The organism is Microbacterium sp. SORGH_AS_0969 (assembly GCF_030818255.1).
Taxonomy (GTDB): Bacteria; Actinomycetota; Actinomycetes; order Actinomycetales; family Microbacteriaceae; genus Microbacterium.
The window spans coordinates 3,605,494-3,627,152 of sequence record NZ_JAUTAG010000001.1; the positions used below are offsets into that span (position 1 = coordinate 3,605,494).

Sequence of the window (21,659 nt, forward strand, 5' to 3'; positions counted from 1 at the left end):
GTGGCTTCTGGCCGCTCAGCGGCGCGCGGTGGCTTCGCTCACCCACCGTGCGAACAGCGACCACGGGTCGTCGACGCCGGCGCGCAGCTCGTCGATGTGAGATGAGAGGGCATCGCTCAGCCGGAACCACTCCGTCCGCGCGAAACGCTCGTCCGCGAACCGCTCGTGCCTGCGACGTTCCACCTGGCGGTCGCCGCGCTCGAACGCGAGCAGCTGGTCGTGCCAGATCGCTCGCAATCAATGTCGAGGCTGCGAGGTCGTGCCGATCTTGACCCGGTCTTCGAAACGGAGGTAGTAGACGACGTCGACGCGTGGGGCGGGGAGCTCATCGTCCACCGCATCACCGACACGCCATTCGCAGACGGCGCAGAGCCATCCGCTCGGCCACCGGACACCGAGCCGGGAGCCGCAGAGGCGGCACGGCGACGGCAGCACGTCGGTGACGCCATCGCGTGAACCCGCCCAGTCCGCCGCCACGGCGAGATGCCAACCGCAGAGGTCGAGCGGAGCCCCGTCCTCGACGGGTGACGCGCAGCCGGAGGCGACGCAAACGATGGAGGCCATGGCCTCACCGTAGACGTCGCCTCCGACATCGTTCCCGGCGGCATCCTCACTCTGCGGGAGCATCCTCCATCACCAGGAAGAGTCCTGCGTAGGGCGCGAGCTCGAGGGCGAAGCTCTGTAGCTCGTCGACGCGACCGACGACATCGCCCGTGGCGGCGTCGACAGCCGTGCTCTGGGGCACCAGCCACTCGGACCGTACCGTTCCCTCGATCGTCTCACCCGAGAAGTTGAGAACCGTGATCTGCAAGGGAGCGTCCTCGCGGCGACGGTCTCCCCCGTCGAGACGGTGGACCATGACCAGCATGCTCGGGTGACCGACCTGCGGGATGTCCACCTGGGATGCCACCGCGATCCCGCTCTCGGTACGGATCCTCAACACGTCGCGCAGACCGGAGAGGAACGACGAGGAGTCGTTCTGCTGTGCGGTCAACGAGCCGTACAGGGAGCGGGCGCGCGGCATCCCCGAGGCGGAACCGCTGGCATCCGGTGCGACATCGAGCAGGTCGTGCGCTCCACGCTCTATCCACCGCGTGTCGCCCGACGCGATGAGATGACGCACGTCGTCGGCGGGAAGCGTCAGGGAGCCCGTGAGATCCCAGCCCGACAGGGCGAACACCCCCGGCTGCCACGAGTTGTACTTGGCCAGGAGCAGATGAGCGTCGCGGATCGCAGGGACGTCGTCGTCGGTGATCTCCGCCAGTGTCGCGCGTCCCTGCGTCGCCGCGATGAGCGAGGCGGTCGTGCAGGCGATCCCGTTCTGGGTGAAGACCAGGTTGTAGTCCGCGTTCACGGTGAGCTTCTCGGTGAGTTCCGCGCGAACCATCTCCGCGATCTCTGCTCCGGTCGCCTCGCCGTGCCGGAACGGATACACCGTGTCGTGGTGGGTCGTCGCCCAGTGCACGAGCTCATAGGTCAGCTCGTCGTGGTTCTGCATGCCGTGCACGAGCTGCGCCGGCTCCACGCCGATCTCGAGGGATGTCGTGAGGGCCAGCCGCAGGAACTCGGTGTTCGCCGTCGCCAATGCGTGGTGGTATCCCGGCCGAGTGACGAAATCGTAGGAGAGATCCGCACCGACCGCCGCCGTGTCTCGGATGTCCTCGATCGTGAGGTTGAGCTCCTGGAACGTGAAGCCGCCGACCTTGCGCACCATCCCGGCGATGATGTGGTTCGCCGCGTGCGAGAGCGGATGGCCCTCCGACCACGCGGGCAGACCCTCAGCGCTCTTCTCGACGCCGAGGAAGCCGTTGGCGTCGAGCCGAAGGGCGCTCGTCCCGAGATCACCGAGGGAGTGGAGAGCGTCACCGATCACGAGGCGCATTCCCGCGAACGTCGGGTCCAGCCAGTTGATGGAGGGCTGCCCCTCCTTGAAGTAATGGAGGTACACCCATCGCCGCTCCATGCCGTCGGTTCCCAGCACCGGTGCGGTCGCGCTCCAGTTGGTCTCCTTGACCCCGGGCGTATAGAAGATCACGCGCTGCAACTCGCCGATGATGTATCCGCGCTTGCTGAGCTCCCGCTCGGTCTCGGCGTCGAGGTTGACCGAGTCACGACCCGCGGGGACCTCGGGGAGCAGACCCCAGTCCTCGCGGGGGATCTCGACCATGTGGTAGATGCCCGGATAGTCCTTGTACGCCATCTCCGCGAGCCGGAAGTCGGCTCCCTTGCCGGTGTGGCCCGGGACGATGTCATCGATGACGCTCCCGCCGTGTGCGTCCGCCACGTCGGCAACGCGTCGGAAGGCGTTCTCGTCTCCGAAATCGGGATCGATCTGCGTGCTGATGCGGTCGAAGTGGCCGTCGACGCTCGGTGTCTCCTGCCACCCCGTGATGCCGCCCGCGCGCTTGACCGGTCCAGTGTGGATGCCGTTGATCCCGACCCACTCGAACGCTTCCCACAGCGCCTCATCACCGAGCGCATCGAGGAACGACTCCCCCGGCCTCGTGATCAGTGAGATCGGGTAGGCGGTGAACCACACGTCCGTCGACTCGATCGCCCGGCGGGCATCCGGGCGAGCGTACGGATTGCGCCACATGGACGGTTGCCCCGACAGCTGACGGCTGAGCACGTCCGCGTCCTTCAGCATGGACTGCCGAACGAGCCACTCGACGTAGGAGGGATTGCCACCGTTCGCGTTGCGCGGGTCGGTCAGGAACCGCCGCAGTGTGCCTCCGCGGAACTGGTCGCGCGGGCGGAGGCGGCGAGGACGCGCCGGATAGCGCTGCTCGTCGTAACTGATCTCCGCGGCGGTCTCGACCGTTTCGTCGGTCGCTTCCTGCACCTCGGCGTCCGTCACGTCATCCACCACGGTGCGCTCGTCCGCATCGTCCACTCGGAACCTCCCTCACGTCACATCCGACGCTAGTCGGTCACGCCGAGATCGGACGTGGGCATTGACCTCGAACCGGCGTCACGCCAAAGTTTCGTGTTCTCTCTTCATCGCGTGCCGGTCGCGTGGGCCCGGAGGGTGAGAGCCGCGACGCCCGCCGCGATCGCGCACATCACCAGAACCACGGCGAGGAACATCGCCCATCCGGCTCCGGAGAAGACCACTCCCAGGACCCACCCGAACAGACTCGATCCGGCGTAGTAGCCGAGGTAGTAGAGCGACGACGCTTGCGCGCGAGCCCCCGGGTCAGCCGCGACGGGTGTCCATCCGGATGCCACGGCGTGCGCGCCGAAGAAGCCCGCGGTGAATGCCACCAGGCCGACGATGACCGCCGGCACCACCGGCAGAAACATCACCGCCGCCCCGGCCGCCATGACACCGATGCTGCCGAGCAGCACCGGCAGACGGCCGAGTCGGACCGCCAACATCCCGGCACGAGGAGACGACACCGTCCCCGCCAGGTACGCGAGGAAGAGCAGCGTCACGAGACTCGGAGCGATGTCGAACGGCGGCTCGGAGAGCCGAAAGCCGAGGTAGTTGTAGACGGCGACGAAAGCTCCCATCAGCAGAAAGCCCTGCGCGTAGAGAGCGAGCTGCGCGCGAGACCGCAGATTGAGCCCGATGCGCCGACGCACGGACGGCCCCCTCTCCGACCGCATCCGCCCCGGTACGAACCCCCGCGCCTTCGGCACCAGAGTCACGAAGACGACCGCCGCCCCCGCGCAGAAAAGGACAATGGATGCCACCCCCCACCGCCATCCCGCGAGTTCGCCGATCCATCCCGCCACGATCCGGCCTGAGAGGCCACCGACCGTCGTCCCCGCGATGTATGACCCCGCTGCTGCCGCGACGTGTCGAGCAGAAACCTCCTCGCTCAAGTAGGCGAGGGCCACCGCCGGCACAGCCCCCAGGGCCGCACCCTCGAGGACGCGTATGGCGAGAAGAACGTCGAGCGATGGGGCGAAGGGGGTCGCAGCCCCGAGAACGGTCGCCGCAACGAGCCCGAGGGCCATGACCGGAACTCGACCTACTCGATCAGCGACCAGTGACCACGGGATGACCGCGACGGCAAGTCCCAGCGTCGCGGCCGAAACGGTCAGCGCGGCGCCGGCGGGACCAGACTCGACATCTTGAGCGATCGCCGGTAGAACCGACTGCGTCGCGTAGAGCTGCGCGAAGGTGGCCACGCCGCCGAAGAACAGGCCCAGGAGGAGCCGTCGATACTCACGACTGCCGGGCTGATGGCCGGAAAAGTCGCTCACGTCTTCGACCCTAGTCACCCCCCGGGAACGACGAAGCGCCGACGCGGTCTCCGTCACCGGAGAGCGCGTCGGCGCTCGTGGCATGTGCCCGTAAATGCGAAATGGCCACCCAGCTTTGGGTGGCCATTTCGTTAGAAGAAGTCCGGCGGTGTCCTACTCTCCCACAGGGTCCCCCCTGCAGTACCATCGGCGCTGAGAGGCTTAGCTTCCGGGTTCGGAATGTGACCGGGCGTTTCCCTCTCGCTATGGCCGCCGAAACACTATTGATGTTTCAAAAACCAACAACGATTACTTTCATTGTTGTGTTCCCGACCGTACATCGAGAACCACTCAGTGGACGCAAGCACCAAAAACGGTGTGTTATCAAGTCATCGGCTTATTAGTACCGGTCAGCTTCACGTATTACTACGCTTCCACATCCGGCCTATCAACCCAGTAGTCTGGCTGGGAGCCTCTCACCCGAAGGTATGGAAGTCTCATCTTGAGGCCGGCTTCCCGCTTAGATGCTTTCAGCGGTTATCCATCCCGAACGTAGCTAATCAGCGGTGCTCCTGGCGGAACAACTGACACACCAGAGGTTCGTCCAACCCGGTCCTCTCGTACTAGGGTCAGATCCTCTCAAACTTCCTACGCGCGCAGCGGATAGGGACCGAACTGTCTCACGACGTTCTAAACCCAGCTCGCGTACCGCTTTAATGGGCGAACAGCCCAACCCTTGGGACCTACTCCAGCCCCAGGATGCGACGAGCCGACATCGAGGTGCCAAACCATGCCGTCGATATGGACTCTTGGGCAAGATCAGCCTGTTATCCCCGAGGTACCTTTTATCCGTTGAGCGACAGCGCTTCCACAAGCCACTGCCGGATCACTAGTCCCGACTTTCGTCCCTGCTCGACCTGTCAGTCTCACAGTCAAGCTCCCTTGTGCACTTACACTCGCCACCTGATTGCCAACCAGGTTGAGGGAACCTTTGGGCGCCTCCGTTACATTTTGGGAGGCAACCGCCCCAGTTAAACTACCCACCAGGCACTGTCCCTGAACCGGATCACGGTCCTAAGTTAGATATCCAGAGTGACCAGAGTGGTATTTCAACAATGACTCCACACTCACTGGCGTGAATGCTTCAACGTCTCCCACCTATCCTACACAAGCCACACCGAACACCAATACCAAGCTGTAGTAAAGGTCACGGGGTCTTTCCGTCCTGCTGCGCGTAACGAGCATCTTTACTCGTAATGCAATTTCGCCGAGTTCGCGGTTGAGACAGTTGGGAAGTCGTTACGCCATTCGTGCAGGTCGGAACTTACCCGACAAGGAATTTCGCTACCTTAGGATGGTTATAGTTACCACCGCCGTTTACTGGGGCTTAAATTCTCAGCTTCGCCTTGCGGCTAACCGGTCCTCTTAACCTTCCAGCACCGGGCAGGCGTCAGTCCGTATACATCGTCTTGCGACTTGGCACGGACCTGTGTTTTTAGTAAACAGTCGCTACCCACTAGTCTCTGCGGCCACCACACCCTTTCGGAGCAAGTCCTAATAAGTGGATGGCCCCCCTTCTCCCGAAGTTACGGGGGCATTTTGCCGAGTTCCTTAACCACGATTCTCTCGATCTCCTTGGTATTCTCTACCTGACCACCTGAGTCGGTTTGGGGTACGGGCAGCTAGAACCTCGCGTCGATGCTTTTCTCGGCAGCATAGGATCACCCACTTTTTATCCGCATCGTGTCTCAGCCTGAATGACTCCCGGATTTGCCTAAGAGTCGGCCTACGCACTTGCACCAGGACAACCATCGCCTGGCTTGGGCTACCTTCCTGCGTCACACCTGTTAATACGCTAGCCGCACCAGCATGGGGTCGAGCGTTCACACAGACGATCATCACCCCGAAGGGATCCGAAACATTCTGAGCTAGGACTCTTAGCACCACTGGATTAGCTTGGGCGGTTCTTCGCCGGTACGGGAATATCAACCCGTTGTCCATCGACTACGCCTGTCGGCCTCGCCTTAGGTCCCGACTTACCCAGGGAAGATTAGCTTGACCCTGGAACCCTTGGTCTTTCGGAGGACGTGTTTCTCACACGTCTTTCGCTACTCATGCCTGCATTCTCACTCGTGTAGCGTCCACGGCTGGGTCACCCCGCCGCTTCACTCGCCACACGACGCTCTCCTACCCATCAACACGGCTGGACCACGAAGGCCTACCAAAAATGTCAATGCCACAACTTCGGTGGCGTGCTTGAGCCCCGTTACATTGTCGGCGCGGAATCACTTGACCAGTGAGCTATTACGCACTCTTTCAAGGGTGGCTGCTTCTAAGCCAACCTCCTGGTTGTCAAAGCAACTCCACATCCTTTCCCACTTAGCACGCGCTTAGGGACCTTAGTTGGTGGTCTGGGTTGTTTCCCTCTCGACTATGAAGCTTATCCCCCACAGTCTCACTGCTGCGCTCTCACTTACCGGCATTCGGAGTTTGGCTGACGTCAGTAACCTTGTAGGGCCCATCGGCCATCCAGTAGCTCTACCTCCGGCAAGAAACACGCAACGCTGCACCTAAATGCATTTCGGAGAGAACCAGCTATCACGAAGTTTGATTGGCCTTTCACCCCTATCCACAGCTCATCCCCTCAGTTTTCAACCTAAGTGGGTTCGGTCCTCCACGACGTCTTACCGTCGCTTCAACCTGGCCATGGATAGATCACTTCGCTTCGGGTCTAGGACACGCGACTGAATCGCCCTATTCAGACTCGCTTTCGCTACGGCTACCCCACACGGGTTAACCTCGCCACGTATCGCTAACTCGCAGGCTCATTCTTCAAAAGGCACGCTGTCACCCCTACTAAGGAGGCTCCAACGGTTTGTAAGCAAACGGTTTCAGGTACTATTTCACTCCCCTCCCGGGGTACTTTTCACCTTTCCCTCACGGTACTTGTCCGCTATCGGTCATCTGGGAGTATTTAGGCTTATCAGGTGGTCCTGACAGATTCACACGGGATTTCTCGGGCCCCGTGCTACTTGGGATACTCTTCACGCCAAGAACAGGCATTTCGACTACGGGGTTCGCACCCTCTATGACCGGCCATTCAAAACCGTTCGTCTATACCCTCTTGTCACGTCGACTGCTCGGCAGAACAATCAGAAAAGTCCCACAACCCCCAACATGCAACGCCTGCCGGCTATCACACACGCTAGGTTTAGCCTCTTCCGGTTTCGCTCGCCACTACTCACGGAATCGCTGTTGCTTTCTCTTCCTGTGGGTACTGAGATGTTTCACTTCCCCACGTTCCCTCTACCCGCCCTATATATTCAGGCGGGAGTCACCAGGTACGCACGCGCCCTGGCGGGGTTTCCCCATTCGGACACCCTCGGATCAAAACTCGCTTATCAGTTCCCCGAGGCTTATCGCAGATTGCTACGTCCTTCTTCGGCTCCAGATGCCAAGGCATCCACCGTTTGCTCTTAAAGACTTGAAATCACATGAGTTGAATCGTCAAAAAATTGACTAATGATCTTTAAGATCATCTACACCACACAACCCCGAAGAGTTGCATGGAAGATGCTCGCGTCCACTGTGTAGTTCTCAAAGTACGGGCGGTACCCACCCCAGCCACCGGAACACCGGCACCGAGACAGGCCCTCAAGGAAACAGCCACCAACCACCACCAGCCACACGACTAGCGCGATCAGCGCCCGGCCCCTCAGGACCCAACAGCGTGCATGTATCAGACACTCCAACCCGAACCGTTCCAGTGGCAAGCCACGTACTAAACCCGGAACCTTCGTCCCTGACACCTCATCAAATGTTCCACCCATGAGCTAACCGGCAGACACATTCGGTCTGATCCGGCGCCTGGACACCAACAACCCGAAGGCCATCCGTGCCAGATGCTCCTTAGAAAGGAGGTGATCCAGCCGCACCTTCCGGTACGGCTACCTTGTTACGACTTAGTCCTAATTACCGATCCCACCTTCGACGGCTCCCTCCACAAGGGTTGGGCCACCGGCTTCAGGTGTTACCGACTTTCATGACTTGACGGGCGGTGTGTACAAGACCCGGGAACGTATTCACCGCAGCGTTGCTGATCTGCGATTACTAGCGACTCCGACTTCATGAGGTCGAGTTGCAGACCTCAATCCGAACTGGGACCGGCTTTTTGGGATTCGCTCCACCTTACGGTATTGCAGCCCTTTGTACCGGCCATTGTAGCATGCGTGAAGCCCAAGACATAAGGGGCATGATGATTTGACGTCATCCCCACCTTCCTCCGAGTTGACCCCGGCAGTATCCCATGAGTTCCCACCATTACGTGCTGGCAACATAGAACGAGGGTTGCGCTCGTTGCGGGACTTAACCCAACATCTCACGACACGAGCTGACGACAACCATGCACCACCTGTTTACGAGTGTCCAAAGAGTTGACCATTTCTGGCCCGTTCTCGTATATGTCAAGCCTTGGTAAGGTTCTTCGCGTTGCATCGAATTAATCCGCATGCTCCGCCGCTTGTGCGGGTCCCCGTCAATTCCTTTGAGTTTTAGCCTTGCGGCCGTACTCCCCAGGCGGGGAACTTAATGCGTTAGCTGCGTCACGGAAACCGTGGAATGGTCCCCACAACTAGTTCCCAACGTTTACGGGGTGGACTACCAGGGTATCTAAGCCTGTTTGCTCCCCACCCTTTCGCTCCTCAGCGTCAGTTACGGCCCAGAGATCTGCCTTCGCCATCGGTGTTCCTCCTGATATCTGCGCATTCCACCGCTACACCAGGAATTCCAATCTCCCCTACCGCACTCTAGTCTGCCCGTACCCACTGCAGGCCCGAGGTTGAGCCTCGGGATTTCACAGCAGACGCGACAAACCGCCTACGAGCTCTTTACGCCCAATAATTCCGGATAACGCTTGCGCCCTACGTATTACCGCGGCTGCTGGCACGTAGTTAGCCGGCGCTTTTTCTGCAGGTACCGTCACTTTCGCTTCTTCCCTGCTAAAAGAGGTTTACAACCCGAAGGCCGTCATCCCTCACGCGGCGTTGCTGCATCAGGCTTCCGCCCATTGTGCAATATTCCCCACTGCTGCCTCCCGTAGGAGTCTGGGCCGTGTCTCAGTCCCAGTGTGGCCGGTCACCCTCTCAGGCCGGCTACCCGTCGACGCCTTGGTGAGCCATTACCTCACCAACAAGCTGATAGGCCGCGAGCCCATCCCAGACCGAAAAATCTTTCCAAACACGACCATGCGATCACGTCTCATATCCAGTATTAGACGCCGTTTCCAGCGCTTATCCCAGAGTCCAGGGCAGGTTGCTCACGTGTTACTCACCCGTTCGCCACTGATCCACCAAGCAAGCTTGGCTTCACCGTTCGACTTGCATGTGTTAAGCACGCCGCCAGCGTTCATCCTGAGCCAGGATCAAACTCTCCGTAAAAGAAAAATGCCCACCCAACCGGAATAAGGTCGGGACAAGCGAGTTCAATCTGACCAAACAGGAAGTCAAAACTGACTATCCAGATGCCAACCCCAAAGGGTTGGACTTTGATCCAAAGGAATTTCTCGCAATCCGAAAAACGGACCGACGAGGAATAAATTGGCATTTGACAAGTGCACGCTGTTGAGTTCTCAAGGAACGGACGCACCCACAGAAACGATCTCTCGACCTACCCGTGAGGCAGTTCACTTCTATATTGGATCATTCGAACCTTATGGCTCTCACAGTGGGACCTATCTAAGAGATCAACGTCGTGAGACCCGGTCGAAGACCAGAACCAAAACCTTACACCATCAGGTTGGGGTTTTGGGTTGTTCTCCGCTTGAGAAGACGCGGGGCCTTTCGGCCGCTCCGCTCTCCCCTGTGGGGCGAACAAGTAATAAGTTACGCGGATCCCGCCCTCTCGTCCAATCCACACCACCGCCCGGGCGTGTCGCACCTCCGAAACCGCGGAAAACCGCGGATCTACGCCGATCGGACCCGAGTGGAGCTCCTGTGGCCTCCGGCGGTCAGATTCGCGAAGGGATCGGCACGATCGAGGCGATGGCATCCGAATGTCCGCCCGTGAACTCGATGCCACCGAAGAACATGGCCCCGAGGACCAGAGCGAAGACGAACGCGATGGACAGGAACAGCACGGCCACGCCGGCGAGGGTGATCAGGAGCGGAAGTCGATTTGCCATGCGACGATCCTCCCCCGACGGCCACGGGGATGACCAGGGGTTGCGCGGGAACGACCGAAGGCCGGCACCCCGAGGGGTACCGGCCTTCGATGAGGAACCGATCAGCGACCGGAGAGCTTCTCGCGAAGCGCCGCCAGCGACTCGTCGTCGGCGAGGGTGCCCTGAGCGGGAGACTCCGACGAGAACGAGCCACCGAACGAACCGGCGTCCGTCGGGTTGGCCGCCTCGGCCTCAAGGGCCTTGGCGACGGCAGCCTTGTGGGCCTCCCAGCGACCCTGGGCAGCGGCGTACTCCTGCTCCCACGCCTCGCGCTGGGTGTCGAAGCCCTCGAGCCACGCACCCGACTCGGGGTCGAAGCCCTCGGGGTACTTGTACTCGCCACGCTCGTCGTACTCGGTGGCCATGCCGTACAGCGCCGGGTCGAACTCGGTGCCGTTGGGGTCGACAGACTCGTTGGCCTGCTTCAGCGACAGCGAGATGCGACGACGCTCGAGGTCGATGTCGATGATCTTGACGAAGACCTCTTCGCCGACCGACACGACCTGCTCGGCGAGCTCGACGTGCTTGCCGGACAGCTCGGAGATGTGCACGAGGCCCTCGATGCCATCCGCCACGCGGACGAAGGCACCGAACGGAACGAGCTTGGTGACCTTGCCCGGAGCGATCTGACCGATCGCGTGGGTACGGGCGAACACCTGCCACGGGTCTTCCTGGGTGGCCTTGAGCGAGAGCGACACGCGCTCACGGTCGAGGTCGACCTCGAGGATCTCGACGGTGACCTCCTGGCCCACCTCGACGACCTCGGAGGCGTGCTCGATGTGCTTCCAGGAGAGCTCGGAGACGTGCACGAGACCGTCCACGCCGCCCAGGTCGACGAACGCACCGAAGTTGACGATCGACGAAACCGTGCCCTTGCGGACCTGGCCCTTGTGGAGGTTGTTGAGGAACGTGGTGCGCGACTCGGACTGCGTCTGCTCGAGCAGGGCGCGGCGCGACAGAACGACGTTGTTGCGGTTCTTGTCGAGCTCGAGGATCTTCGCCTCGATCTCCTGGCCGAGGTACGGCGTGAGGTCGCGAACACGGCGCAGCTCGATGAGCGAGGCCGGGAGGAAGCCGCGGAGGCCGATGTCGACGATGAGCCCGCCCTTGACGACCTCGATCACGGAGCCGGTGACGACACCGTCGTTCTCCTTGATCTTCTCGACGTCGCCCCACGCGCGCTCGTACTGCGCACGCTTCTTGGACAGGATGAGGCGACCTTCCTTGTCCTCCTTCTGGAGAACGAGGGCCTCGACGTGATCGCCGACGTTGACGACCTCGTTGGGGTCGACGTCGTGCTTGATCGAAAGCTCGCGGGAGGGGATGACACCCTCGGTCTTGTAACCGACGTCGAGGAGGACCTCGTCGCGGTCGATCTTCACCACGGTGCCCTCGATGAGGTCGCCGTCGTTGAAGAACTTGAGGGTCTTCTCGACCGCGGCCAAGAAGTCTTCGGCGGAGCCGATGTCGTTGATCGCGACCTGCTTGGTAGCCGGGGCGGTCGTTGCGGTAGTCATGTAGTGGGTTGTCCTAGGTGGGTTTGGTGTCGGGCTTCGGCTCCTGCGGGACAGCCCCGGATGAGGCCGGACCGGCCGGGCACCACTCGCTGGAGGGCGAACGAGAACCACGAGCCGAAGCGAAGCGGATTGTTTCGTGCGATGCCACCCGCTCACACCCGCGGTGCGGGATAGCCAGACGAGTGACACTCAAGCCTAACGCATCCGCGGCCCCGGATACCGACGAGACCGCGGCCCGCGGGCCGCGCGGTCGGATCGATATGGCCTCTCGAACGGGGCCCGTCGGGGTGTTCTCGCCCAGCTTGCGTCCAGACTGCCGTGCCAGGCTCCCCGTTCCGTGCCCGTCGATCACGGGCAGGACGTGCTGTTTTCCGCCGTCCTCGCGATACGAAACCGGTTTTATGAGTTCTGATTCGACGCCCACACACAACCGCCGTGCCCGCCGACTGGCGGCCCGCCGCTCCACTCGCCGCCCCGCGATCACCGCCGGTGTCGTGGCTCTGGGACTCGCGGCGACGGTGACCCTCACGGGGACCGCTCCCCTCGCTCAGGCCAACGCGGGATCCTCCCTCCTCTCGGCCTCGAGCATGCAGCTCGCCTCCTACAGCGCACCTGTCGCGCCCGGCACGACGTCCGACCCCGATCGCGCAGACGCTCGAGCCGCCGAGCAGACCGCCGCAGCCTCGCTGCAAGCGGCGACGACGGTCCAGAACGACATCGCGGCATCCGGACTGGACATCGGTCAGCCCGCCACCGTCGACACCTCCGCGCTCCAGGCGGCCGCGGATCACCTGACCGCGGCGCAGGTGCTGCCGTCGACCTTCCTCCCCGGCGTGACCGGTGATGTGAGGGCTGAGGCGACGGCCGTCGACCAGCGCGTCAGTGCGCTTCGCGGCAGCCTGGACGCGGCGATCGCGAAGAAGCAGGAGGAAGAGGCCGCGGAGAAGGCGCGCCAGGAGGCCGAGGCGGCAGCGGCCGCCCAGGCGAAGGCAGACGCCGAGGCGGCCGCGAACACCTCGTCGGGCAGCTCTTCCGGCGGCGGCGACTGGACGCCCGCACCGTCGTCGGGCGGCGGCTCGGGAGACAACAGCCCGGCGGGCGCGCAGGCCACCGCGCGCGGCATGCTGTCCGGCTTCGGCTGGGGCGACGACCAGTTCTCGTGCCTCGTCTCGCTCTGGAGCCGCGAGTCGGGCTGGAACTACCAGGCCTACAACGCCGGAAGCGGTGCCTATGGCATCCCGCAGGCTCTCCCCGGAAGCAAGATGAGCTCTGCCGGTGCCGACTGGCAGACCAACGCCGGCACCCAGATCGCCTGGGGTCTCGGGTATATCTCGGGTCGATACGGCAGCCCGTGCGGCGCCTGGGACCACTCGCAGTCGACCGGCTGGTACTGAGCCTCAGCTCCACCGCACCATCGAGCGCGCCGCTCCGGAGAACGCTCCGGCGCGGCGCGCTTCGCTGATCACGGGGTCTTCCGCCGAGAGCCCGACTTCGTGCAGGATCGCCGGGCCGATGCGGCGCTGCCATTCCTGCGCGAAGCGGTGAGCGGTCTCGCGACGGCGCCCGATGTCCGCGGGCACCGAGAGGAATCGACGCGGGCGAACCGCCCCGGTGAGTCGGAGAGCCGCGCGGACCGGCGCCGACCGTCCGCCGCGATCGATTTCGAGCACGAACCGCGGTGCGCGCACCGGCGCGCACAGCTCGAGGAGCGCCTGTCCGAACACCGCGCGGTCGGCGGAATCGGCGTGCGCAACCGTAACGTCGAGCCGCTGAACCGCGGTGAGAGGATCAGCCGGGTCGACCCGAGGCGTGCCGGACGCGGCGCGGACACGACCGGCGTCACCCAACGCCTCCCACAGCACCTCGGCCATCCGTTGCAGGGTCGCGCCGGCGTCGCGGACGCGACGTCGTCCCTGTCGCCACGCGACACCCAGAGGGAGCGCAGCGAGGGTGCCGGCCAGAAGCGCAGCGCCGACGAACGGGGGTGCCGCCTCGGGGACGAACGCGATCGCCCCGGACACCGCCGCGCCCGTCAGCCCGAGCGTGCCGAGCAGCGCCGTCGCAGTGGCACGCGTCGCCGACACCGAGGTCGGGAACAGCGGGGCGTCCGGACGGTGCTCGACGACGAACGTCTCTTCCTCGACGTCGTCGTAGGGCTCGCCGATTCGCCAGAGCTCACGGGTCTCGGCGCGCGACGGAATCGCGCGAAGGCTGCCGATCGCCCCCGGCGAGGCTCCCGGGATCTTCGCTTGGACGTCCGTGAGTGCTCGTCGTTGAGCGTGGCCGAGAGCGGCACTCAGACCGCGCACCACCCGCGAGGGTCGTCGACGTCGATCCCCCAGAGTCGGGCGTGCTTGCGGCGGAGACGGGTGGCATCCGGTTGCGCCTCAACGGCCAGATCGATCGGGATGAGCGCGGTCACCGTCCAGTTGTGCGCGGTCTTCTCGGCCCACGACGGGTCGAGGCGCAGGGTGCGGCCGCGCAGCTGCTGCATGGCGGCGTCGCCGGCTGCGGCGGTGAGGTCGACGAGGGTGTTCACGCGGGGGCAGTCCCAGCCCTCGCCGAACAGCCCGCGCGTTCCGACGACGACCTGGAGCCTTCCCGCGTCGAGGAGCCGGGCCGCGGCGCTGACGATGCCCGCCCCGGCGATGCCACGCACCTCCAGCACGGACGGATCGTCGTCCACGGGGACCGCCGTCACCTCGACGCCGAGCTCGGAGACGAGAGCGGGCAGGACAGCGGGCGCGTGGCGGCGCGAGAGGCGCACGGTGGACGAGGTCACGAGCATCGCCGGAAGCGCTGCGGTGGCGGCGTCGGTCACCAGCACCGAGAAGGTCCGGACGGCTCCCGCGGCGCCGAGCAGGCCACCGTGCACGTTGCCGTGTCGCGCGAAGTCCGTCACGACGAGAGCGCAGAGACGCTCGCCCATGACGTCACGCTCGGCGGCGATGATGTCGCACGCCCCCTGGTCCTTGGCGAGCGACGACGTCAGAACCGAGTCGATGGGATCGCGCGTGCGACGCACACCCTTGTCGGTGAGGGCGTACCCGAAGTCGGCGAGGAGCGCACGCAGACGCTGCCATTCCTGCGTGCGAGCGGGGTCGGGAAGCACCTGGTCGAGGGCGAAACGGCCGAGGAGACGCAGCGTCTCATCGGTGGTCGGCGGGCGACGCGCGAACTCCGGCAGGTGCGCCGTCACCGGGTCGTCCGGGGCGACGAGGAAGAGCATCGCGGCGGCCGCCTCGGCACCCGCGAAATCAGCGGCGAACGCCGCAGCGAGCCCGCCATCGATGTCATCGGCGCCCGCGCCGCCGACCGCCGGTTGCAGGATGCCGAGCAGACTCGCGCGTCCGGAACCGACGGCGAAGCTCGTGCGCAGGGCGACCTCGAGAGCCTCGGCGTGGGCGCTCAGGAACAGCCGCTCCTCCGCGGTGGGCTCGACGACGTGGATGAGCTCGCGATACGGGGCGAGGTCGCCCTCGCGAACCACCGCCGGCACGGGCACCTCGAGATCGACCTCGCCGAGCAGGGAGAGGTAATTGTCGTACTCGTCGGCGTCGTCGGGAGTCGGCAGAGTCGCGGTCAGACCGATGACCAACGGCTCGCGGCCCGCGGCCCGGAGCCGCGCGATCAGGGCTGCGACGACGAGCGCCCAATGGTCGAGGAGATGGTGGCACTCGTCGAGCACGATCGTCTCGACGCCTTCTGCCACGAGGCGATCGATGAGGTCGCGCGCGTTGGGGTGGAGCGCAGCGGCGAGGACGGTGGCATCCTGTCGCGACAGCGTCCGGCGGACGGCTCGGGCACGGGCGCGGATGCCTCGCCGGTACGCGACGGGATTGCTCTCGGCCAGCGCGTCGAGCCAGGCTGTCGCGGCATCGGGCGACCGGTCGTCAGCCTCGAGCTCCTCGAGCCACCTGCCCCGCGCAAGACCCGCGAACGGCGAAACGGAGTCGAGCACGCTGATCGACTGGTAGGTCAGCGCGGTGAGGTCGGCCGGAGCGGTCGGATCGCCCGAGACCGCCGCGTCGTCGTGCGCGAGCGCTCGCGCCGCCGTGACCCATTGGTCTCTGATCGCGAGCGTCGGCGCGAAGACCACCGTCTTCTTGCCCCGTCGGGCTGCCAGCAGCAGCCCCACGAGGGTCTTGCCGGACCCGGGCGGTGCGACGAGGTGCAGCGGCTCCCCCGCGTCGACATCGACCCGCCGCAACGCCGCCGCCTGGTAGGCACGAAGCGTTCCGTCGAAGGTCCACCCCGCGAGCGGGCGTGCAGGATCGGGTCGCACCGGGACAGTCTAAGAAGGACCGCTGCCCGTTCAGCCGCCGTTGCGGCGGGCGACGAACCCCGCGAGCAGAGCGTGCGACAGCGGCGCGACCGAGGCGACCACGAGGGTCGTGCCCCAGAAACCCTGCTCGGGTTGGAGCAGGATTCCGCCGATCAGGAGCCCGGTGAACAGGACCGCCGAGACGACGCGACGGATCATCCGCTCGAGATCGCGCAATCGGCGCTCGATGCGCGGCGTCTGTACCGAGACGGCTCCCTCTTCGAACCGCGAGATCAACGTGTCGAGACGGCGCGGGAGACGCGCCGTGACGGCGGCGACCGCTCCGACCTCGCGCACGAGCGCTTGGGCGGTGTTGCCGCTCTCTTCGCGGATGAGGCGTTGCGCGTAGGGCTCGACGGCATCCCAGATGTTGAAAGCAGGGTCGAGAGCGCTGCACATGCCGCTCGTGAGCGACATCGCACGGACGATCAAGAGGAAGTTCTCGGGCAGCTGGAACGGGAGCGTGCGCACCACGTCGCCGAACTCGACGGCGAAGGCGCGGAACTCCCGCGGGTCGACCTCTTGCAGCTCGGCGAAGCCCATGCCGCCGAAGCGGGAGAAAAGCTGGGTCATCGCCCGCTCGAGCTGCACGGTGTCGGCGGAGGGAAGGAGGACGCCGATGTCACGGATGCCGTCGACCAGGCCCTTGCCGTCGCGGGAGGCCGCGGCGATCAGGACGCGCCGAAGACCACGCCGGAGTCCGGGCGGGACCTCGCCCATCATGCCGAAGTCGATGAACGTGAAGCGCCAGTCCGAAGTGGCGGCATCCGGAGTCGACAGCGGGGTCACGAACACGTTGCCGGGATGCGGATCGGCGTGGAAGAACGCGTCCTCGAAGAGCTGGTCGAACATCACCGAGGCGAACCGTGCGGCCACCTCGGAGGGATCGATCCCGGCGGCGCGGAGCGCCTCGACGTCGTTGACCTTGATCGCCGACACGTCCTCGAGCGTCAGCACGCGTCGTGTCGTGCGTTCCCACGCCACGGCGGGAACGGCGACGCCCCCGTCACGGGCGAAATCGGCGGCGAAACGCTCGGAGTTCGCCGCCTCGTGGAGGTAGTCGATCTCTTCGAGGCTCGTGACGGCGAACTCCTCGACGAGGGCCGGCATGTCGACGCGATCCGACACGATCGAGACCTTACTGAGCCACCGCCCGACCTTGCGGAGGGCGCGGAGGTCGACGTCGACGATGCGGTCGATTCCGGGGCGCTGGACCTTGACGACGACGTCGCGGAGTCCGCTCTCTTCCGCCATCGCCTCGGTGAGCGTCGCCCGGTGCGCCTGCCCGAGCGACGCCGCCGCGAGCGGTCGCTCATCGACGAAGGCGAAGGCGCGGGTCAGCGGCATCCCGAGCTCTTCTTCGATGCGCTCGCGCATCTCGGCGAAAGGCACGGCGGGCACCTCGTCCTGCAGGCCCTCGAGTTCTTTCGTGATGATCGGCGGAAGCACGTCGAGGCGCGACGACATGAACTGCCCGACCTTGATCATGAGTCCGCCGAGATCGACCGCGAGGACGTGGAAGCGCTGGGCGATGCGCAGGAGCCGCCGGGTTCGGCCTCGGGCGGAGATCCACCCGAGACCGAACCGCGGAAGGAACAGCTCGTACCACCACGCCTGGACGAGATAGCGCGCGGCGAACCGCGTGATGCGCCGGTAGCGCGCACGCATGAGGGCGTCGTCGGTCAACGGGACTCCTGGATGCCGACGTGCCGAGGGCACGCGCCGGGGACGGGCAACCTCAGCCCTGGGCGAGGATGGAGTAGAGCTTGCGACGGGCGTCGTCGAGGATCTCGACGGCCTGCGCGACCTGCTCCTTGTCTCCCGTGCGTGCCACCTGGGCGGCAGCCTGAGCGAGCTCGACGCCGGCCTTGGGGAGCGCCGTCATGCGACCTCCCTCACGCGAGCCCGCGGACTCCCACGGGGCGGTGCGTTCCGTGGTCTCTTCTCCGGCGGCCTCGCGGCCTTCGGCGGTGAGCGAGTAGGTCTTGCGACCGTTCGACTCCTCGGACTGGACGAGACCTTCGTCTGTCAGCAGCTGGAGCGTCGGGTACACCGAACCCGGGCTCGGCTTCCACGAGCCGCCGCTGCGATCCTCGATCTCGCGGATGATCTGGTAGCCGTGCATCGGCTGCTCGAGCAGGAGCGAGAGCACGGCCGAGCGCACGTCACCCTTGTTCATGCGGGGTGCGGACGCGGTCTTCTGCTCGAACTGCGCCCGCAGCTGCTCCAGGCCCTCCTCGACGATGCTGGACACCGGCCAGCCGGGGGCGTTGCTTCCGCCGCGTCCGCCGAACGCGTCTCCCAGGAATGAACCACTCATGACGACCTCCTTCGCGCGGACCCGATCTGAGTCAGCGATACATAACGATATATCGTTATGGCGCGGTCGAGGTCGATCGCGGAGGTTTTTCTCAGTACCAGTTGGTCGCCTGCGAGTGACTCCACGCGGCGCACGGGGTGCCGTACCCCCGGGAGATGTAGTCCAGACCCCACTTGATCTGGGTCGCCGCGTTGGTCTGCCAGTCGTCGCCGAAGGTCGCCATCTTGTCACCGGGGAGCGACTGCGGGATACCCGTCGCGCCACTGGGGTTGTAGGCCTGGTAGTTCCAGCCCGACTCCTTGGTCCACAGGGAGGAGAGGCATGAGAACTGGTCGTCGCCCCACCCGTACTGCTGAGCGGCGAGCTGGGCGGCGTACTCCTTGGCACCGTCGGGCGTGTTGAGGCGCGCAAGGGCCGCGGCCTCATCCGCCTTCCGCCGGGCTTCGGCGGCAGCCGCGGCCTCCGCCTGGCGCTGCGCCTCAGCCGCGGCATCCGCCGCCGCCTTGGCCGCGACAGCGTCGTTCAGGCTGCCACGCAGAACGGCGATGCGATCGTTCACGCGCTGCGTCTCGACCTCGGCGTTCTGACTGAGCGCCGGCAGGAGCACCGTGGGAAGCAGATCCGAGGTCGACAGACGATCGACCGCATCGTTCAGCGCGGCGGTGTCGATGCCCGTGTCGCCGACCGACAGCGGCAGACCCGCCGCCGCGATGTCGGCCTGCACGGACGCGGCACCGGAGAGCGCCGACTGCGCGTCGGCAGCGGCGGTGTCGGCGGATGCCGAGACCGCCTGCAGCGTCGGCGTCGAGCCGAGCGTCGCCACCGGCATCGTCGCGGGTGAGGCCGTCGCCGCGGGGGCGCTGAACGCGGACGCCGAGGCGTCCGGCAGGGAGAGCGGTGCCGCGACGGCGAGACCGGTGGTGGCGATCATGCCGAGGGCGAGGCCCGCACAGGTCGCCGCGGTGGCGAGAGTACGACGGGCGCGATGGACGGGAACGAGCTTGAGGTCGGAACGCAGCAAAAGAGCACTTTCGTCGGGGGCGCGCTCTCGGGTGGAGCGCGGGTGTTGTGCCGTCGGGTCGACACAAGTCCCCGAGTGTGGGTGGCTGTTCTGAGCGTTATCTCTTCGTTACCTGGGAGGGTCGTGGGAGGGGGCAGGCGGGAGAGACCACGCCTCGTCGAAGATCGAGGCGTCGCGAGACTTCGCGGGTCACGCGCGCGGCGTCGAAAATTTCGCGCCCTTGACCTGGCATTTCTTCACAAACGTTCGAGTGCGGGTTGAACGGCTCGTCAGCGACGCGACTCGGGCCCCCGCGACGCGGGGAAAGCGGGCTGATCCGCGACGGAAAAAATCGCGGATCAGCCCGAATTCTCAGGCGCGGTGGTCGCGGTAGTACGCGAGGAGCGCGGCCGTCGAGGCATCCTGGGCAGCGAGAGCGTCGTCGTCGCCCTCGATCGCCGGGGCGATCTGCAGGGCGAGCTGCTTGCCGAGCTCCACGCCCCACTGGTCGAACGAGTTGATACCCCAGATCGTGCCCTGCGTGAAGGTGATGTGCTCGTACAGGGCGATCAATTGGCCGAGAACGGCAGGGGTGAGCGAGGGCGCGAAGATCGACGTGGTCGGCCGGTTGCCCGGGAAGGTCCGAGCGGCGACGAGGGCACCCGTCGTCCCCTCGGCCTCGACCTCTTCAGCCGTCTTCCCGAACGCCAACGCCTTGGTCTGGGCGAGGAAGTTCGCGAGGAACAGTCCGTGCACATCTCGGCCGTCGTCGGCCAGGGGGTAGGCCGGGTTGACGAAGGCGATGAAGTCGGCGGGGATGAGACGCGTGCCCTGGTGGATCAGCTGGTAGAACGCGTGCTGGCCGTTGGTGCCGGGCTCGCCCCAGAACACTTCGCCGGTGTCGGTGGTCACCGGGGTGCCGTCCCAGCGCACGGACTTACCGTTCGACTCCATCGTGAGCTGCTGGAGGTACGCGGCGAAACGGTGCAGTTGCTGCGCGTACGGCAGCACGGCGTGCGACTGCGCGCCGAGGAAGTTCGTGTACCAGACGTTGAGCAGTCCCATGAGGACGGGCACGTTCTGCTCGACCGGGGTGGATGCCACGTGCTCGTCGACCGTGTGGAAACCGGCGAGGAGATCCCGGAAGGCGTCGGGGCCGAGTGTGATCGCCAGCGACAGACCGATCGCGGAGTCGACCGAGTAGCGGCCGCCGACCCAGTCCCAGAAGCCGAAGGCGTTCGCGGGATCGATCCCGAAGGCCGCCACCTTGTCGAGCGCGGTCGAAACGGCGACGAAGTGGTGCGCCACAGCGTCGGTGCGTGCGGCGTCGGTGTCGTCGATCGCCCCCGCCGCGGCGAGCTTCTCCCACAACCAATCGCGAGCGAGCCGAGCGTTCGTCAGCGTCTCGAGGGTGGTGAAGGTCTTGGAGGCGACGATGAAGAGCGTCGTCTCGGGGTCGAGGTCGGCGGTCTTCTGAGCGATGTCGGTCGGATCGATGTTGGAGACGAAGCGGGCGTGCACACCGGCGTCGGCGTAGGGAAGGAGCGCCTCGTAGACCATGACGGGTCCGAGGTCGCTGCCGCCGATACCGATGTTGACGACGGTCGTGACCTTCTTGCCGGTCACGCCGCGCCACTCCCCCGAGCGCACGCGGTCGGCGAAGGCGCTGAGACGATCGAGCACCTCGTGCACGTCGTGGTCGACCTGCTGCCCGTCGACGACCAGTGCCGGTTCCGCTCCGGCGGGGCGACGCAGCGCCGTGTGCAGGACCGCGCGATCCTCGCTGGTGTTCAGGTGTGCACCGCGCAGCATCTCGGCGAAGCGTTCACGCACGCCGGTCTCACCGGCGAGGTCGATGAGGGCGTCGAGCACCTCGGGGGTCACGAGGTTCTTCGACAGGTCGACGTGCAGGTCGCCGACCGTGCGGGTGAGGTCCCGGACCCGGTCGGCGTCCGCGGCGAACCAGCCGCGGAGGTCGGGCTGGAACGAGTCGCGCAACGCGGAGAGGCGGGACCAGGCGGCGGTGGTGGTGGGGTCGATAGGCGCAGTCACGATGTCCACGCTAGCGATCCCCGCGCCCGTGCACATCG

At 65.2% G+C, this 21,659-nt stretch carries 13 protein-coding genes and 3 rRNA genes; 1 reads left to right on the forward strand and 15 read right to left on the reverse strand.

Going from position 1 to position 21,659, the window contains the following annotated elements:
• Window positions 1-15 precede the first annotated feature (15 nt).
• The 9 genes from QE388_RS16895 to rpsA all read right to left on the reverse strand — a co-directional run bounded on the left by QE388_RS16895 (window position 16) and on the right by rpsA (window position 11,925).
• Window positions 16-237, reverse strand: coding sequence for a hypothetical protein (locus QE388_RS16895; RefSeq protein ID WP_307386627.1), 222 nt, complete (start codon window positions 235-237; stop codon window positions 16-18).
• On the reverse strand, window positions 238-564 hold the full coding sequence (locus QE388_RS16900; protein ID WP_307386629.1) for a hypothetical protein: 327 nt from the start codon (window positions 562-564) through the stop codon (window positions 238-240).
• A 46-nt stretch (window positions 565-610) separates the two neighbouring features.
• Window positions 611-2,893 carry a maltose alpha-D-glucosyltransferase gene (gene treS, locus QE388_RS16905; RefSeq protein WP_373426627.1) on the reverse strand — a complete coding sequence of 761 codons (2,283 nt, stop codon included), beginning with the start codon at window positions 2,891-2,893 and terminating at the stop codon, window positions 611-613.
• A 104-nt stretch (window positions 2,894-2,997) separates the two neighbouring features.
• On the reverse strand, window positions 2,998-4,212 hold the full coding sequence (locus QE388_RS16910; RefSeq protein WP_307386630.1) for an MFS transporter: 1,215 nt from the start codon (window positions 4,210-4,212) through the stop codon (window positions 2,998-3,000).
• Between the two features lie 140 nt (window positions 4,213-4,352).
• Window positions 4,353-4,469: ribosomal RNA gene (gene rrf / locus QE388_RS16915) — 5S ribosomal RNA — on the reverse strand.
• 102 nt (window positions 4,470-4,571) lie between these two features.
• Window positions 4,572-7,681, reverse strand: a 23S ribosomal RNA gene (locus QE388_RS16920).
• Window positions 7,682-8,104: 423 nt separating this feature from the next.
• Window positions 8,105-9,626 (reverse strand): 16S ribosomal RNA (locus QE388_RS16925).
• The 16S, 23S and 5S rRNA genes sit together here, the layout of an rRNA operon.
• Window positions 9,627-10,195: 569 nt before the next feature.
• The gene (locus QE388_RS16930) at window positions 10,196-10,369 is read right to left on the reverse strand and encodes a hypothetical protein (RefSeq protein ID WP_307386632.1); all 174 of its coding nucleotides are present in this window, start codon (window positions 10,367-10,369) and stop codon (window positions 10,196-10,198) included.
• Between the two features lie 101 nt (window positions 10,370-10,470).
• Window positions 10,471-11,925: a 30S ribosomal protein S1 gene (rpsA, locus tag QE388_RS16935; protein WP_115920676.1), complete on the reverse strand. Its 1,455-nt coding sequence runs from the start codon at window positions 11,923-11,925 to the stop codon at window positions 10,471-10,473.
• Window positions 11,926-12,326: 401 nt separating this feature from the next.
• Between rpsA and QE388_RS16940 the strand changes: the two genes are divergently transcribed.
• Entirely contained in the window at window positions 12,327-13,319 is a 993-nt protein-coding gene (locus QE388_RS16940) for a lytic transglycosylase domain-containing protein (RefSeq protein WP_307386634.1), read from the forward strand.
• Window positions 13,320-13,322: 3 nt separating this feature from the next.
• Here QE388_RS16940 and QE388_RS16945 read toward each other — a convergent pair whose 3' ends face one another.
• From QE388_RS16945 to pgi, 6 genes are all read right to left on the reverse strand, one after another.
• Window positions 13,323-14,234: a hypothetical protein gene (locus QE388_RS16945; RefSeq protein WP_307386636.1), complete on the reverse strand. Its 912-nt coding sequence runs from the start codon at window positions 14,232-14,234 to the stop codon at window positions 13,323-13,325.
• Window positions 14,222-16,210, reverse strand: coding sequence for a DEAD/DEAH box helicase (locus tag QE388_RS16950; RefSeq protein ID WP_307386638.1), 1,989 nt, complete (start codon window positions 16,208-16,210; stop codon window positions 14,222-14,224). Before QE388_RS16950 ends, QE388_RS16945 begins: the two co-directional genes overlap by 13 nt.
• Before the next feature lie 30 nt (window positions 16,211-16,240).
• Window positions 16,241-17,917 carry an AarF/ABC1/UbiB kinase family protein gene (locus tag QE388_RS16955; protein ID WP_307387169.1) on the reverse strand — a complete coding sequence of 559 codons (1,677 nt, stop codon included), beginning with the start codon at window positions 17,915-17,917 and terminating at the stop codon, window positions 16,241-16,243.
• A gap of 70 nt (window positions 17,918-17,987) precedes the next feature.
• A complete protein-coding gene (locus tag QE388_RS16960; protein WP_307386639.1) occupies window positions 17,988-18,569 on the reverse strand; it encodes a PadR family transcriptional regulator in 582 nt (193 codons plus the stop codon).
• Window positions 18,570-18,660: 91 nt separating this feature from the next.
• A complete protein-coding gene (locus QE388_RS16965) occupies window positions 18,661-19,590 on the reverse strand; it encodes a phospholipase (protein ID WP_307386641.1) in 930 nt (309 codons plus the stop codon).
• A 351-nt stretch (window positions 19,591-19,941) separates the two neighbouring features.
• Entirely contained in the window at window positions 19,942-21,657 is a 1,716-nt protein-coding gene (gene pgi / locus QE388_RS16970; protein ID WP_307386642.1) for a glucose-6-phosphate isomerase, read from the reverse strand.
• Between the last annotated feature and the right edge of the window lie 2 nt (window positions 21,658-21,659).

Excerpts from the sequence above, each read along its gene's own strand:
- rpsA (WP_115920676.1), bottom strand. The coding sequence starts at position 11,925 with ATGACTACCGCAACGACCGCCCCGGCTACCAAGCAGGTCGCGATCAAC.
- QE388_RS16940 (WP_307386634.1), top strand. The coding sequence starts at position 12,327 with ATGAGTTCTGATTCGACGCCCACACACAACCGCCGTGCCCGCCGACTG.
- QE388_RS16930 (WP_307386632.1), bottom strand. The coding sequence starts at position 10,369 with ATGGCAAATCGACTTCCGCTCCTGATCACCCTCGCCGGCGTGGCCGTG.
- QE388_RS16900 (WP_307386629.1), bottom strand. The coding sequence starts at position 564 with ATGGCCTCCATCGTTTGCGTCGCCTCCGGCTGCGCGTCACCCGTCGAG.
- QE388_RS16960 (WP_307386639.1), bottom strand. The coding sequence starts at position 18,569 with ATGAGTGGTTCATTCCTGGGAGACGCGTTCGGCGGACGCGGCGGAAGC.
- QE388_RS16955 (WP_307387169.1), bottom strand. The coding sequence starts at position 17,917 with ATGCGTGCGCGCTACCGGCGCATCACGCGGTTCGCCGCGCGCTATCTC.
- pgi (WP_307386642.1), bottom strand. The coding sequence starts at position 21,657 with ATGTGCACGGGCGCGGGGATCGCTAGCGTGGACATCGTGACTGCGCCT.